Source organism: Micromonospora pallida (genome assembly GCF_900090325.1).
Classification (GTDB): Bacteria; Actinomycetota; Actinomycetes; order Mycobacteriales; family Micromonosporaceae; genus Micromonospora; species Micromonospora pallida.
The window spans coordinates 4,092,646-4,105,517 of record NZ_FMHW01000002.1 but is presented as its reverse complement, the minus strand read 5'-3'; the positions used below and the strand labels follow the sequence as shown (position 1 = coordinate 4,105,517).

The 12,872-nt window shown below is 73.0% G+C and carries 11 protein-coding genes and 5 tRNA genes; 10 read left to right on the top strand and 6 right to left on the bottom strand.

Annotated elements, in window-relative coordinates:
• Positions 1-494: 494 nt before the first annotated feature.
• The 4 genes from GA0074692_RS16675 to GA0074692_RS16660 form a co-directional block, all read right to left on the bottom strand.
• Positions 495-1,691 (bottom strand): cytochrome P450, encoded by a 1,197-nt coding sequence (locus GA0074692_RS16675; RefSeq protein WP_425413336.1) that lies wholly within the window; start codon positions 1,689-1,691, stop codon positions 495-497.
• Positions 1,678-2,349: a class I SAM-dependent methyltransferase gene (locus GA0074692_RS16670; RefSeq protein ID WP_091653590.1), complete on the bottom strand. Its 672-nt coding sequence runs from the start codon at positions 2,347-2,349 to the stop codon at positions 1,678-1,680. The genes GA0074692_RS16675 and GA0074692_RS16670 overlap by 14 nt, the downstream gene beginning before the upstream one ends.
• A gap of 123 nt (positions 2,350-2,472) precedes the next feature.
• Positions 2,473-3,054, bottom strand: a complete 582-nt coding sequence (locus GA0074692_RS16665) for a TIGR03086 family metal-binding protein (RefSeq protein ID WP_091645684.1) — start codon at positions 3,052-3,054, stop codon at positions 2,473-2,475.
• A gap of 60 nt (positions 3,055-3,114) precedes the next feature.
• Positions 3,115-3,717 (bottom strand): TetR/AcrR family transcriptional regulator, encoded by a 603-nt coding sequence (locus GA0074692_RS16660; RefSeq protein WP_091645681.1) that lies wholly within the window; start codon positions 3,715-3,717, stop codon positions 3,115-3,117.
• A gap of 358 nt (positions 3,718-4,075) precedes the next feature.
• Between GA0074692_RS16660 and GA0074692_RS16655 the strand changes: the two genes are divergently transcribed.
• From GA0074692_RS16655 to GA0074692_RS16645, 3 genes are all read left to right on the top strand, one after another.
• Positions 4,076-4,148, top strand: a tRNA-Gly gene (locus GA0074692_RS16655).
• A 35-nt stretch (positions 4,149-4,183) separates the two neighbouring features.
• A tRNA-Cys gene (locus GA0074692_RS16650) sits at positions 4,184-4,254 on the top strand.
• A 13-nt stretch (positions 4,255-4,267) separates the two neighbouring features.
• A tRNA-Val gene (locus tag GA0074692_RS16645) sits at positions 4,268-4,342 on the top strand.
• A gap of 64 nt (positions 4,343-4,406) precedes the next feature.
• Here the strand turns inward: GA0074692_RS16645 and GA0074692_RS16640 are convergent.
• A complete protein-coding gene (locus GA0074692_RS16640) occupies positions 4,407-4,784 on the bottom strand; it encodes a hypothetical protein (protein ID WP_141725308.1) in 378 nt (125 codons plus the stop codon).
• 151 nt (positions 4,785-4,935) lie between these two features.
• Between GA0074692_RS16640 and GA0074692_RS16635 the strand changes: the two genes are divergently transcribed.
• The 7 genes from GA0074692_RS16635 (at position 4,936) to GA0074692_RS16605 (ending at position 11,715) form a co-directional block, all read left to right on the top strand.
• Positions 4,936-7,038 (top strand): hypothetical protein, encoded by a 2,103-nt coding sequence (locus tag GA0074692_RS16635; protein ID WP_091645676.1) that lies wholly within the window; start codon positions 4,936-4,938, stop codon positions 7,036-7,038.
• A gap of 93 nt (positions 7,039-7,131) precedes the next feature.
• Positions 7,132-7,204, top strand: a tRNA-Gly gene (locus GA0074692_RS16630).
• 20 nt (positions 7,205-7,224) lie between these two features.
• Positions 7,225-7,296 (top strand) — tRNA-Val (locus tag GA0074692_RS16625).
• A gap of 328 nt (positions 7,297-7,624) precedes the next feature.
• Positions 7,625-9,109, top strand: a complete 1,485-nt coding sequence (locus GA0074692_RS16620) for a multicopper oxidase family protein (protein ID WP_245730336.1) — start codon at positions 7,625-7,627, stop codon at positions 9,107-9,109.
• Entirely contained in the window at positions 9,109-10,470 is a 1,362-nt protein-coding gene (locus tag GA0074692_RS16615; RefSeq protein WP_091645670.1) for a pyridoxal phosphate-dependent decarboxylase family protein, read from the top strand. The genes GA0074692_RS16620 and GA0074692_RS16615 overlap by 1 nt, the downstream gene beginning before the upstream one ends.
• A complete protein-coding gene (locus GA0074692_RS16610; protein ID WP_091645668.1) occupies positions 10,467-11,090 on the top strand; it encodes an N-acetyltransferase in 624 nt (207 codons plus the stop codon). Before GA0074692_RS16615 ends, GA0074692_RS16610 begins: the two co-directional genes overlap by 4 nt.
• A complete protein-coding gene (locus GA0074692_RS16605) occupies positions 11,077-11,715 on the top strand; it encodes a DUF6875 domain-containing protein (RefSeq protein WP_218106681.1) in 639 nt (212 codons plus the stop codon). The genes GA0074692_RS16610 and GA0074692_RS16605 overlap by 14 nt, the downstream gene beginning before the upstream one ends.
• A gap of 261 nt (positions 11,716-11,976) precedes the next feature.
• Here the strand turns inward: GA0074692_RS16605 and GA0074692_RS16600 are convergent, their stop codons facing one another.
• Entirely contained in the window at positions 11,977-12,840 is an 864-nt protein-coding gene (locus GA0074692_RS16600) for a universal stress protein (protein ID WP_091645665.1), read from the bottom strand.
• Positions 12,841-12,872: the final 32 nt, after the last annotated feature.

Sequence of the window (12,872 nt, the reverse complement as noted above, 5' to 3'; positions counted from 1 at the left end):
CCGCCACGATCCGGGCGGAGACCTCCGCCGTGGTGTAGGGCGCGGGGGCGCCGACCGTGGCCGCCGCCGGGTACCACATCGACACCATTAGCTCGCGGGGCCGTTCCGGCCGCCACGGGTCGGGCCGGTCGTGGTCGGTCAGGTGCAGCCAGGTGGTGCCGACCGGGAGCGCGCCGGTCGGCGCGGGCAGGCTCAGCGCGGGCAGGTTCAGCGCGGGCGCCGCCGGGGGCGGGGCCGCGACCGCGCCGCCGGGCGCCAGGGCCGCCGTCAGGGCCAGCAGTACGGCGACCACTCGGCCGCCGTCACGTAGGGTCATCATGGTCGGACGCTAACGGCGGCCTACGGTCGGCCGACACCGTCGGGAGCCCGGAGCCGTCCCCCACCTTCGTCAGGGTCGGCGGTGGCCGGTCCGGTAAGGGGCCGACGGCCTGGCGAGGTCCGCACCGGTCGGCGCGGCCCAGATCAGGGGCAGTCCAGGTCAGGGACGGCGCGGGTCACGGTCGGTCGGCGCGGCGGACCAGGAAGGCGTCCGGCATCCGGAAGGTGAGGTTGTCCGGGCACCAGGGCGGCCGGACCACCTCCACCCCGGCCAGCAGTTCCGCCGTGCGGGCCACCACCACGGCCGCCTCCATCCGGGCCAGTTGCGCCCCCACGCAGCGGTGCGCGCCCGCGCCGAACGCCAGGTGGCGGCGGGAGCCGCGCTGGCCGGGACGGAAGTGCGCCGGCTCGGCCACCACGGCCGGGTCCCGCCCGGCCCGGGCCAGCCAGAGTACGACGCTGGTGCCCCGCCGCACCGGAGTCCCGCCCAGCGTGGTGTCCACGGTGGCGACCCGCCGCCAGGTCACGATCGGCGGTTCCAGCCGCAGCCCCTCCTCCACCACGTCGGCCACCGGCGTCGTGCCGGCGCGCAACCCGGCCAGCACGGTCGGTTCGCCGGTCAGCCGGTGCAGCAGCAGGGTGAGGAACTGGGAGGTGGTCTCCTGCCCGGCTACCAGCAGGAAGAACAGCGCGCCGACCACCACGTCCGGCGGATGGCCGGCGGCCCGCAGCCGGGCGGCCAGTCCACCGCCGGTGGCGGCGAACTCCCGTAGTACCCGGTGGAACCGGCCCACCTCGACGGCGAGGGCCTGCTGGCGGTCGGCGTCGAGCGGGGCCCAGAAGAGTTCCAGGGCGGCCCGGGCGAACTCCTTGACCACGTCGACCGGGGCGTCCGGCAGCTCGACCAGCCGGGACAGCACCAGCAACGGCAGGTCGGCGGCGAGCCCGGCGTGCAGGTCCACGGTCGCCCCGGCGGCCAGCCCGGCGGCGAGCCGGCCGACCCGCTCGTCGACCAGCCCGGTCAGCCAGGGCTGCTGGGCGGCGACCCGCTCCGGGTGCAGCGCCTCGGCGACCAGCGACCGGATCTCCGGGTGACTCGGGCCGGCGTTGTTGGCCAGGGTCGGGGGCAGCCGGAACCGGTGCCCGGCGAGGATCCGCAGCGCGGCCACCGGGACCGGGGTGACCGCGTCCAGCGCGTTGTCCGGCCGCCAGGTCACCGGGTCGGCGAGCACCTCCCGGACCAGGGCGTGCCGGGTGACCAGCAGGTGCTCGACCCCGAGGTGGTCGGCGACGGTCACCGTGTCGGGCACGTCGGCGGCCAGCGCCGGACCCCACCCACGGAACAGCCCGTCGGGGAGGTCAACCGTCGGCACGGGGACGGCCCGGCTTCAGTTCCCAGACGGTGGTATGCCGAACCTCGACGCTCTCCAGCGCCGGGGGCACCGGCACGTCGTAGCTGGCCAGTTCGGTGAAGCGGTCCCGGGGGAGGAAGGCCCGCCCCGGGTCGCCGACCAGCACCCGAGCCCCGGCCCGGGTGGCGCGGAGCAGGAAGCGCAGCATCCGGTTGGCCATCGCCTCGCTGTAGAAGACGTCCCCGGCGAGCACCACCTCGGCGGTGCCGGCGTCCGGGGCGTCGAGGACGTCGCCCAGCTCCGCGTCGACGCGTACCTGGTTGGCCTCGGCGTTGAGCGCGACGGCCGCGACCGCCCGCTCGTCGATCTCCACCGCGCGGACGGCGACGGCCCCGGCGCGGGCGGCGGCGACCGCGACCAGACCGGAGCCGGACGCGAGGTCGAGCACCCGGCGGCCGGCGACGGTCTCCGGGTGGTCGAGCACGTACCGGGCGAGCGCCTGACCGCCGGCCCAGGCGAAGGCCCAGAACGGGGGCGGCTGGTCGCTGCGGAACTCGCCCTCGGTCAGTTCCCAGAGCCCGATCGGTTCGTCGGCCTGGTGCAGCCGTACCTCGGGGACGAAGGCCACGGGGGCGAGCCGGGCGTGCAGCCGCACGAAGGCCGTGGAGATCTCGGACACCCGGTGATTCTGCCCCGGCGCCGTCACCGGGGTTATCCGGGTGACCGGTCCATCGACGTCCGGCGAAGCAGTCCGGCGCGACGGTCGTCGCAGGCCGGCTGTCGTTCCTGGCCCGGTGCCGGCTCAGGTGCCCGGTGTCCAGGCCGGGTCACGGCCGAAGAGCGCGAGCAGCCGGTCCTGCTCGTCGGCGTCGGCGGGCACGTCCACCCCGGTACGGACCAGGTTGCCCGCCTGGTAGTCGGTGACCCGGCCGGTGAACCACCGGGCGCACTCGCGCACCGCTTCCGGGTCCATCCGGGGGTCCGTGCCGATCGCCACCGCCAGGTCCCAACCGTGTACGAGGTGCTCCGCGACGAGTTGGTGGAGGTACTCCGGGGCCGGCGTCGGGCCGGCGGAGAGCGCGACGGTGCGCTCCGTCGTCCCCGGTGCGGTGGCGGCCCGCTCGGCCGCCCGGGCCGCGTCCCGGGCCGTCTCGACCGGGTCGGCGCCGAGCTGGTCGCCCGCGAACCGGTCGCCGACCGACTCCACGGTCGCCCCGCCCAGCAGGGGCGCTGCCCACCGGTCCTCGGTCACCACGTGGTTGACCAGGGTGCGGACGTCCCACTCCGGGCAGGGCGTCGGCGCCGACCACTGTCCCGGGCTGACGCGGCCCACCCGGTCGACGAACTCCGCCAGGCTGCGTCGGTACGAATCCAGCAGGTCCATGCCGCGATTGTCCCCGTCCGCCGAGCCGGTGTCGCGGGTTCCGGTGGTGCCGGCCGGGGCTCAGTCGAGCTGGGCCGGGTCCAGGCCCAGTTCCCGGGCGGTGACCAGGCGGATCCAGTCGGCGAACTGGCGGCGGGTGATCACCCGGTGGTGGACCGCGAGCTGCACCGCGAGCCCGTCCATCACGGCGTTGATCCGCCAGGCCGCGCCGGCCGGGTCGGCGCACTCGAAGGTGCCCTCCTCGACACCGGCCGCGATGACCGCGGCGAGGTCCTGCCGCCAGCGCAGGTCCAGGCGGCGGCAGACCTTCTCCAGCTCGGGCGTGCGCAGCGACTCGGACCAGCCGTCGATCCAGAGCGACCAGGAGGTGGAACGCCCGGCCGGTGTGTAGAGCCGCAGGATCTTCTTGAGCTTGGCCAGCGGCGTGGCGGCGGAGCGGACCACCGCGTCCAGGCGGGCCAGGTCCTGTTCGACCGCGTACGCGAACGCCTGCTCGAGCAGGCGATCCTTGGTGGCGAAGTGGTAGAAGACCAGTGCCTGGCTGACACCGGCTGCCTGCGCCACGTCGGCCGTACGGGTGTTGGCCAGGCCACGTTCCACGATCACGTCACACGCCGTGCGCAGCAGGGCATCCAGGCGGATCTCAGCGGCACGTCTCGTCACGCGGCTACCGTAGCCTATCGACGCGCTCACGAGGAGTTACCGCTCCGGCCCGGTGGCGGCGAGCCGTCGAACCGCTGGTGGCGGTCACCGTCGACTTTTTCCGGCCCCGGTCGCTCGGTTCGTCCGGAGCCCGATCGCCGCCGCGCCGGAGGCAACCCTTTCCAGTCTCCTAGGAAGCCTGGCGGTTGGTGGGCCCCGCCCCACCGTGATCCACCGCACCTGTCCGGGCTGTTTCTGCCCGCTGCGACGACGACACCCCGCCGGACCGGGTGAAACGCGCCGGATGTCCCCCCGATTTGGCAAGCGTTCCCGGGCTCGGCTAGAGTTCTCATCCGTCACCGGGAAACACCGGTGGCACGCGGACGTAGCGCAGCTGGTAGCGCATCACCTTGCCAAGGTGAGGGTCGCGGGTTCGAATCCCGTCGTCCGCTCGGAGAGATGCCACCACGCATACGGGGGCAAGCTCGGTGGAGTGGCCGAGAGGCGAGGCAACGGCCTGCAAAGCCGTGTACACGGGTTCAAATCCCGTCTCCACCTCGGCAGTAGACGAGGGCGATTGGCGCAGTGGGAGCGCGCTTCCTTGACACGGAAGAGGTCACTGGTTCAAACCCAGTATCGCCCACCAGGGGAAAGAGCCCGTCACCGGTTACCGGTGACGGGCTCTTTCGCGTACCCGACTGAACTGCCGGTCAGCGTCGGGTGACCCGACCGGAGCCGGCGCAGGTCTCGCACATCGTGGGCGGGTTCTCCACGTCGGCGAAGCCGCTGCCGGTGAAGGTGAGGGTCCGCTCCCGCCGGTCGATCCACCCCCGCCCCTGGCACGCGATGCAGATGAGGCTGACCTCCTCCGGCACCACCGGCCGGCGCGCCTCACCGGGCCGGCGCAGCCAGCGGGCGGACCGGAGCCGCCACCGCTCCGGCAGGGACGGGTTGTCCCGCCCCGGTCGCGGGTCGGCCTTACCGGGCCGGGACGACTCCGAACCGCTCCGCCGACGCCAACGGGAGAAGGCGGTCGCGACCCCGACCGCCACCAGTAGCAGGAGGACGGCCACTACGGCACTACCCATGACGGCTCCTCGCAACCGGTGACGGGGACCGGACAACTCTAGGCCGCGTACCCGGCGGTAGCGGACGGTGGTCTTCTCGATCCGGCAGGTGCCTGGTTAACTGCGAATTCGATGGTGGACCGTGCCACTGTGGAAGGCGGCTCCCTGCTCCATGACCGAGATCGCGCACCGAGACAACCCGTTGCCCCGGCTCGCCGTGCCCGGCGAGCGGTTCGGCTGGATCTACCAGGACCCCAGCCTCTACCGGCGACGGTTCCCGGAGCCACCGCCGGTGCCGGGAGTCGTCCCACCGGAGTTGGTCACCCGGGCCACCACCGCCGGGCAGCGGGCGATGCGCCGGATGGGGGTGGCGCTGGGGGTCGGTCTCGGACTGGCGGTGCTGCTCGGCTGCTGCCAGCGGTTCGGCACCGCGATCGCCGAGCCGGTCGGCGCGTTCGTGATGTTCCTGATGATCCTCTCCGCGTTCGGCGGGATCGGTGGCGCGGTGCTCGTCTGGCTGCTCAAACGCCAGGCGGAGCGGGACCTGGCCACCGCGCAGGGGCAGGTCCGCACGGCGTACGAGCAGGCCCGGGCGGGGTGGGACGCGCGTCGCGCCGGCTTCGAGCACCAGCAGCAGCAGGCGCTGGAGCAGATGTACGAGTGGGGTGCGGCCACCCCGTCGCCGGGTACCCGCCGGATCGACGTTGTCGGCGGCACCAGTTACGGCTGGGAGGCGCTGCTGACCGTCTTCGGCGGCTCGTTGCTGAGCACGCGGGGGCCGATGACCCTGGTGGACTTCACCGGTGAGGCGCTCTGTGGCGAGCTGATGACCCTGGCCGAGCAGACCGGACGGTCGGTGCGGGTCACCGGGTTCCCGTCCGGCCTGCGCGATCTGGACCTGCTCGCCGGCCTCTCCGCCCGGGAACTGGTCGACCTGCTGGTCGAGTCGATGTACGGCGAGGGCACCGGTGGCGACCGCGCGGACCGGCACCGGGACACGATGCTGCTGGGCGAGCTCTGTGAGGTGCTGGGGGAGGACGTGAGCATCGCGCGGCTGGTCGCCGGGCTGCGGGTGCTGACCGACCGGCCGGGTCAGCCGGCCCTCAGCGAGATCGAGTGCGCGCTGGTGGCCGGGCTGATGCCGGAGGAGGCCCGCCGGCAGGCCCACCAGCACGTGCGCCGGTTGGAGAGCTTCCTGCGTCCGCTGACGGCGCTCGGGCAGGCGTCCGGGGGGCCGCCCTCGGCCGAGCTGACCTGCCTGGTCGCTGACCGGGACGGCCGCAGCGCCCAGCACGAGTTGCTGAAGGACCTGCTGGTGCAGTGGTTGATCCGGCGGGTGAGCCGGGAGGCGATCAGCGGCGGGTCGATCGTGCTGGTCGGCGCCGACGATCTGCACCACCGGCAGCTCGAGCGGCTCGGCACGCTCTGCGAGCGGCGCGGGATCCGGCTGGTGCTCTTCTTCGCGCACCTGCGCGAGCAGTCGTTGCACGCGCTCGGTGGCGGCGAGGTGGCGTTCATGCGGTTGGGCAACCACCGGGAGGCGCAGCAGGCGGCGGAGTTCATCGGCCGGCAGCACCGGTTCGTGCTCAGCGGGCTGACCCGGACGTTGGGCGGGGACCAGACCCACACCCTGGCCAACTCCGAGGGTGGCTCGGAGACCGAGGGCGGCAGCGAGGGTTCCCGTGGCGAGGGGAAGTCGCTGATCAAGCAGCGGAGCCGCAACTGGAGCCGGAGCCGCACCTGGAACCAGACGCAGTCGGTGGCCAGCGGGACGAACTGGAGCGACGCCGCCGCCGCGCAGCGGGTGTACGAGTACGCCGTCGAGCCCCGGGTGTTGCAGGACCTGCCGGACTACGCCCTGCTCCTGGTGAAGGGGGAGGGACGTGGCTCGGTGGTGCAGGCGGTGGAGTGCAACCCGGAGATCGTCACGCTGCCCCGGATGACGATGGACCCGTTGCCGGCGTTGCCGCTGCCGCCCGCGGGGGAGGCCGCGCACCCGGTCTCCGGGATACCGGGTCAGGTCACGCTCTCCCAGCCGTCACCGATCATCGCGCAGCCGACCTCGCCGGAGCAGGCCGCCGCCGGCGTCCTGCCGGACTGGGGCGCTGGCAACCCGGCGCCGCACCCCGGCCAGCAGCCGGTGCCGCATCCCGCCCAGCAGCCCGTGCAGCGGCAGCAGCAGCAACAGCAGGCTCCGCCGCAGCCACCCCGCCAGCGGCAGCAGCCGGAACCGCCGCAGGGACCGGGGTGGGGGCAGGGGTGGGGGCAGGGGTGAGCCCAGGTGCCTCCGGGGGCGGGGATACCCGGTGTCGGGCTGATCTTGCGTTCGGGTAGAGTTCATCCCGTCGCCGGGGCACTCCGGGGACATGCGGACGTAGCGCAGCTGGTAGCGCATCACCTTGCCAAGGTGAGGGTCGCGGGTTCGAATCCCGTCGTCCGCTCGCAGCCCGCCTGAGGGCAGGGGCGATTGGCGCAGTGGGAGCGCGCTTCCTTGACACGGAAGAGGTCACTGGTTCAAACCCAGTATCGCCCACCGATAATTCTGCTGAGGCAAATATTGGCCCGTCATCCAATTAGCGATGACGGGCCAAGTTGTTTCCGGAAATTTCCTGCTAGCGACCTGTGTCAATGGCTGACACTATCTTTATCCAGCCATTCTCGAGTTCATTCCGGTTGACTTCCGGGCGGCACCGACGCTGTCGACCGGGGGGCTGTCGTTCCGGCCGGTGCGGTGCGGAAAAACGACCCACGCCGACCCGCGCGAATTCGCCACCGCCCAGCGCCGACGTCTTTTCTGACGTCGTCCAGGGTGGGACGACGCGACGTCATCGGGGTCGACCGCTGGCGAAGGAGAGTGGAGAGTGGACAGACGACGGATGCTCACCCTGGGCGGGCTCGCGGTCGGCGGTGCGGCGGCACTGTCGTCCGCGGTGTCGGTCAGCGCCGCCCTCAGGGGTGACGATCGGGCCGCCGAACACCACGCGCACGGGGACTCGGGCAGCGGCGGCACGGACGCCCAGGCGGTCACCCCCGCCCCGCCGGTCGAGCCGTTCAGCGTCGCCATGCCGGTTCCCCCGGTGCTGCGTCCGACCTACGTGGGCGCCACCTCGGACCTGTACCAGATTCCGGTACGGGCGGCCACCGTCGAGATCCTGCCGGGGCTCGCCACGCCGGTCGTGGGCTACAACGGCCAGTTCGTCGGGCCCACCATCAAGGCCCGAAAGGGCCGCTCGGTGGCACTCCAGGTGACCAACCAGCTCACCAAGCCGACCAACGTGCACCTGCACGGCGGCTTCACCCCGGCCGCCCACGACGGGCACCCGATGGACTCCATCGCGCCGGGCGTCACCCGCACCTACGCGTACCCGAACCTCCAGCACGCCGCCACGCTCTGGTACCACGACCACAGCCACCACGCCGAGGCCGAGCACATCTACCGGGGGCTGCACGGTTTCTACCTCATCGAGGACGACGCGGAGAAGGCGCTGCGGCTGCCGTCGGGCCAGTACGACATCCCGATCCTGCTGCGGGACGCGCTGATCGGCGCGGACGGCTCGCTCGTCTTCGACCCGACCGACGGTGAGAACCGGCCGACCATCCTGGCCAACGGCAAGCCGCAGCCGTACCTGCGGGTGGCCGCCCGGCGATACCGGTTCCGGCTGCTCAACGCCTCGCTGCACCGCATCTTCCGGCTGCGGCTCGACCGGGGCCAGATGATCCAGATCGGTAGCGACGGCGGGCTGCTGCCGGCCCCGGTGCCGGTCTCCGAGGTGAAGCTGACCCCGGGCGAGCGGGTCGAGGTGGTCATCGACTTCGGCACCCAGCCGGTCGGCACCCGGGTGGTGCTGGAGAACACCTCCGGGCCGGTGATCGGCTTCGACGTCACCAGCACGGCGACGGACGACAGCCGGGTCCCGGACCAGCTGATCCCGCTGCCGGCGCTGCCCACCCCGACGGTCACCCGGGACGTCGCGCTCAGCTTCGACCCGAGCAAGCTCGCCTTCACCATCAACGGCAAGACCTACGACGCGACCCGGGTGGACGCCCAGGTGGTCAACGGCACCACGGAGATCTGGCGGGTCACCAACCGGGACACCGCGTTCGGCATCGACCACAACTTCCACCTGCACCTGGTGCAGTTCCGGCTGCTGGACCGGGACGGTGTGCCGCCGACGCCCGGCGAGGCGGGGTGGAAGGACACCGTGCACATCCCACCGGGCTCGACCGTACGGGTGCAGGCCACCTTCGCCGGGTTCACCGGCAAGTACGCGTTCCACTGCCATTTCCCGGAGCATTCGTCGTTCGGGATGATGGCGCAGTTCGAGGTCGTGAACCAAACCAGGTGATGGACCTCAAACACTGGCTCGCCCGCGCGGTCGACGCGGTCGACGGGTGGGCGGCGGAATTCGGTTCCGTCGCCCCACACCCGTCCCAGGTGATCGACGATTCCACGTTCGGGGCGGCCTTCGACGAGTTCACCCGCAGGCTGCGGGACAACTATCCGTTCTTCCACCCCCGGTACGCCGGTCAGATGGTCCGGCCGCCGCATCCTGCCGCGGTGGTCGGCTACCTGGCCGCGATGCTGCTCAACCCGAACAACCACGCCCGGGAGGGCGGGCCGGCCACCACCGACATGGAACGGGAGGTGGTCACCCAGCTCGCCGGGATGTTCGGCCTGCCGGACGCGCTGGGTCACCTCACCACCAGCGGTACCGTGGCCAACCTGGAAGCGCTCTGGGTGGCCCGGCAGGCCCGTCCCGGCCTGGGGATCGCGTTCAGCGTCGACAGCCACTTCACGCATGCCCGGATGTGTCGGCTGCTCGGCGTCGAGGCGTACCCGGTGCGGGTCGACGACCACGGCCGGATCGACCTGGACGCGCTGGAGGAACTGCTGCGTACCGGGCGGGTCGGCACCGTCGTGCTCACCGCCGGGACGACCGGCACCGGCACCGTCGACCCGATCGACGACGTGGTACGCCTCAAGGAACGTCACGACGTCCGGCTGCACGTCGACGCGGCGTACGGGGGGTTCTTCACGCTGCTCGCGGGCAGCGGGGCGGTCCGACCGGAGCCGTGGGCGGCGATCCGGCACTGCGACTCGGTGGTGGTCGACCCACACAAGCACGGCCTGCAGCCGTACGGGTGCGGGGCGGTGCTCTTCGCCGATCCGGCGGTCGCCCGGTACTACCTGCACGACTCCCCGTACACCTACTTCACCCCGAGCGACCTGCACCTGGGGGAGATCAGCCTGGAGTGTTCCCGGGCCGGCGCGGCGGCCGCCGCGCTGTGGCTGACGTTCCGGCTGCTGCCGCCCACCCCGGAGGGGCTCGGTCAGGTCCTGGCGGTGCCCCGGCGGACCGCCCGGCGCTGGGCGCGACTGCTGGCCGACTCGCCGTACCTGGACCTGTACCAGGAGCCCGACCTGGACATCGTCACCTACTACCCACGCCGGCCGACGCTGGCGGAGGTGGACGAGGCCAGCCGGCGGGTGCTGCACGAGGGCATGCACGACCCGGTGGATCCGGTCTACCTGAGCACGCTGCGGGTCGACGCGGAGGCCTTCGGTCGGCGGCACCCGGACCTGGTCCGGGACGCCGGGCACGCCCAGGTGCTACGCAGCGTGGTGATGAAACCGGAGGCGGAGGCCCACGTGGACGCGCTACACAGCCGGATCGAGGAACTCGCCGCGAAGGGAGACCACCGGTGAAACCCGCCGCTCGCGTCGCCGAGCCCACCGGGGCGGACCAGGTCGTCCGGCGGGGCACCGCGGCCGACGCGGAACCGCTGGTGTCGCTGCTCGCCTCGGCGTTCCAGGAGGACCCGGTCGCCGTGTGGATCTTCCCGGACGCGCGGCGCCGGCGGGCCGCGCTGCCCGGCTTCTTCCGGGCCCTCTACGACCTGAGTCTGGGCGGGGACGGGGTCTGGACCACCAACGATCTCGGGGCCGTGCTGCTCACCACCGACTCCGACACCCCGGAGCCGGCCGGGTACGCCGAGCGGCTGGACGCCGTGGCCGGCGAGGACCGCGAGGCCCTGCGCACCGTGCTGGGACTGCTCGACGCGCACCAGCCGGCGGTCCCGCACCACCACGTCGCGTTCGCCGGCGTGGCACCGGACCGGCAGCGGTCCGGGTGGGGTGCATTGCTGCTGGAGGGTTTCCTGCGGCACTGCGACGACCAGGGGCTGCCGGTGTACGCCGAGACCAGCTCCGCGAGTGGGCGGGCGCTGGGCCACCGGTACGGGTTCCACCCCCGTGGCTCGGCGATCCGGCTGCCCGACGGGCCGACCCTGCAACCGATGTGGCGGGTGCCGCATGCCCGGCACTGACCCGAGCCCACCGTTGGCTCTCCGGCCGGCCACCGAGGTGGGGGCCGACCCGGCCGGCGGGACACTGCGCACCGTGCTCGACTGGTGTGTCCGCTATCTTCTCGCGCCCCATCCGGAGTTGGGGCGTACCGGTTCGGTCTGTCCGTACACCGCTCCGTCGCTGCGCCGGGACCTGCTGTACCTGGTGGAGCTGCCCGGGGTGACCGACGTGGCGCGGATCAGCGCGGCGGTCGGCGCGTTACGCGACCAGTACCAACGGACCGTGGCGACGCTGCCGGACGACGAGGCCGAGCTGTTGACCTACCTGCTCGTCCTGCCGGACGTCGACCGGACCGACCCCGGGCCGCTGGACGCCCTCCAGGCCCGGGTGAAGGACGAGTTCGTCACCGAGGGACTGATGGTCGGGCAGTTCCATCCGCACTGCGCCAACCCCGGGCTGTGGAACGAGGACTTCCGGCCCCTGCGGTCGCCGGTGCCGTTGCTGGCCGTACGCCGGATGCTCGTGTTCGACCTGCCCTTCCTGACCGGGTCGGCGCGGCATTTCGACGCCTGGGCGAACCGGTTCGCCGGGCACCTGCCGGCCCGGGTCCGTAGCCTGCTGAGTCACCGGGTGGTGCCCGGCTGACCGCCCCGGGGCCAGGTGCCCGCCGCCGGGAGCACGAGTTCGGGACCTTCGGCCCCGGGGGCGGGTTCCTGCCCGACGGTGGACGCGGTCCGCCGGGTGGCTCTCCGTGATCGTTGGCAGCTCAGCTACCCGACACGCCGAGTCCAGTCCACCGCAACCGCACACGAATCCCGTTCGCCGTTGCGGCCGGCGGACCGGCGTCAGTCGCCCAGCGGGACGCTTCAGCGCACGGCGGTGCCGTGCGGGACGACACCGGGGCGGTCACCGTTCCCGGACCACCGCCACCGGGCAGTGCGCGTGGTGCAGCACCTGCTGGCTGACCGAGCCGAGCAGCGCGCCGCGCAGGCCGCCCCGCCCCCGGGTGCCGACCACCACGAGCTGCGCGTCCCGGCTCGCCTCCACCAGCGCGGAGGCGGCGTTGCCGGGAATCACCTCGGTGGTCACCGGGACGTTCGGGAAGCTTTCCCGCCACTGCCGCAGCGACTCCTCCAGGTTGGTCTGTTCGGCCGCCTGGGCCTCGTTCGGGTCGAAACCCTGGGCCCGCCACTGCGCCGCCGCCCAGGCCCGCACCACGTGCAGCGGTACGGCCCGCTGCTCGGCCCGTTCCACGGCGTACCCGAGCGCGATCAGCGAGCACTCCGAGCCGTCCACCCCGACCACGACCCGTCTTCCGGTGGCGGCCGAGGTGTCCCGGCGGACCACCACGACCGGGCAGTGCGCGTGGGTGCTGACCGACACGGCGGTCGAGCCGGCCAGCAGGCCGGTGAAGCCGCCGTGTCCCCGACTGCCCAGCACCAGCAGGGCCACGTCGGCGGAGTGTTCCTGGAGCACCAGCGCGGGCGGTCCGTCGAGCACCTCGCCGTGCACGGTCAGCGCCGGGTGCGCCGCGGCGGCGTCCGCAGCCGCCCGCCGGACGAGCTGTTCCACCTGCTCCCGGGCGGCCTCGTCGGGCCACGCGCCGGGGGCGATGCCGAGGCCGATCCACCCCCCGACGGTGAGCCACTCGAACACGTACGCCAGCCGCACCGGCTGGCCGGTCCGCCCGGCCTCGTCCAGTGCCCAGGCCAGGGCGGTTGCCGCGTCCGGGGAGCCGTCGTAGCCGACCAGGATCTCGTCGTCGCCCATGCTGTGTTCCTCTCGTTCGCGCGCCCACCGCC

Coding starts and splice junctions, on each gene's coding strand:
- GA0074692_RS16665 (WP_091645684.1), bottom strand. CDS start 3,054: ATGGACCTGCTGGATTCGTACCGACGCAGCCTGGCGGAGTTCGTCGAC.
- GA0074692_RS16640 (WP_141725308.1), bottom strand. CDS start 4,784: ATGGGTAGTGCCGTAGTGGCCGTCCTCCTGCTACTGGTGGCGGTCGGG.
- GA0074692_RS16635 (WP_091645676.1), top strand. CDS start 4,936: ATGACCGAGATCGCGCACCGAGACAACCCGTTGCCCCGGCTCGCCGTG.
- GA0074692_RS16615 (WP_091645670.1), top strand. CDS start 9,109: ATGGACCTCAAACACTGGCTCGCCCGCGCGGTCGACGCGGTCGACGGG.
- GA0074692_RS16605 (WP_218106681.1), top strand. CDS start 11,077: ATGCCCGGCACTGACCCGAGCCCACCGTTGGCTCTCCGGCCGGCCACC.
- GA0074692_RS16600 (WP_091645665.1), bottom strand. CDS start 12,840: ATGGGCGACGACGAGATCCTGGTCGGCTACGACGGCTCCCCGGACGCG.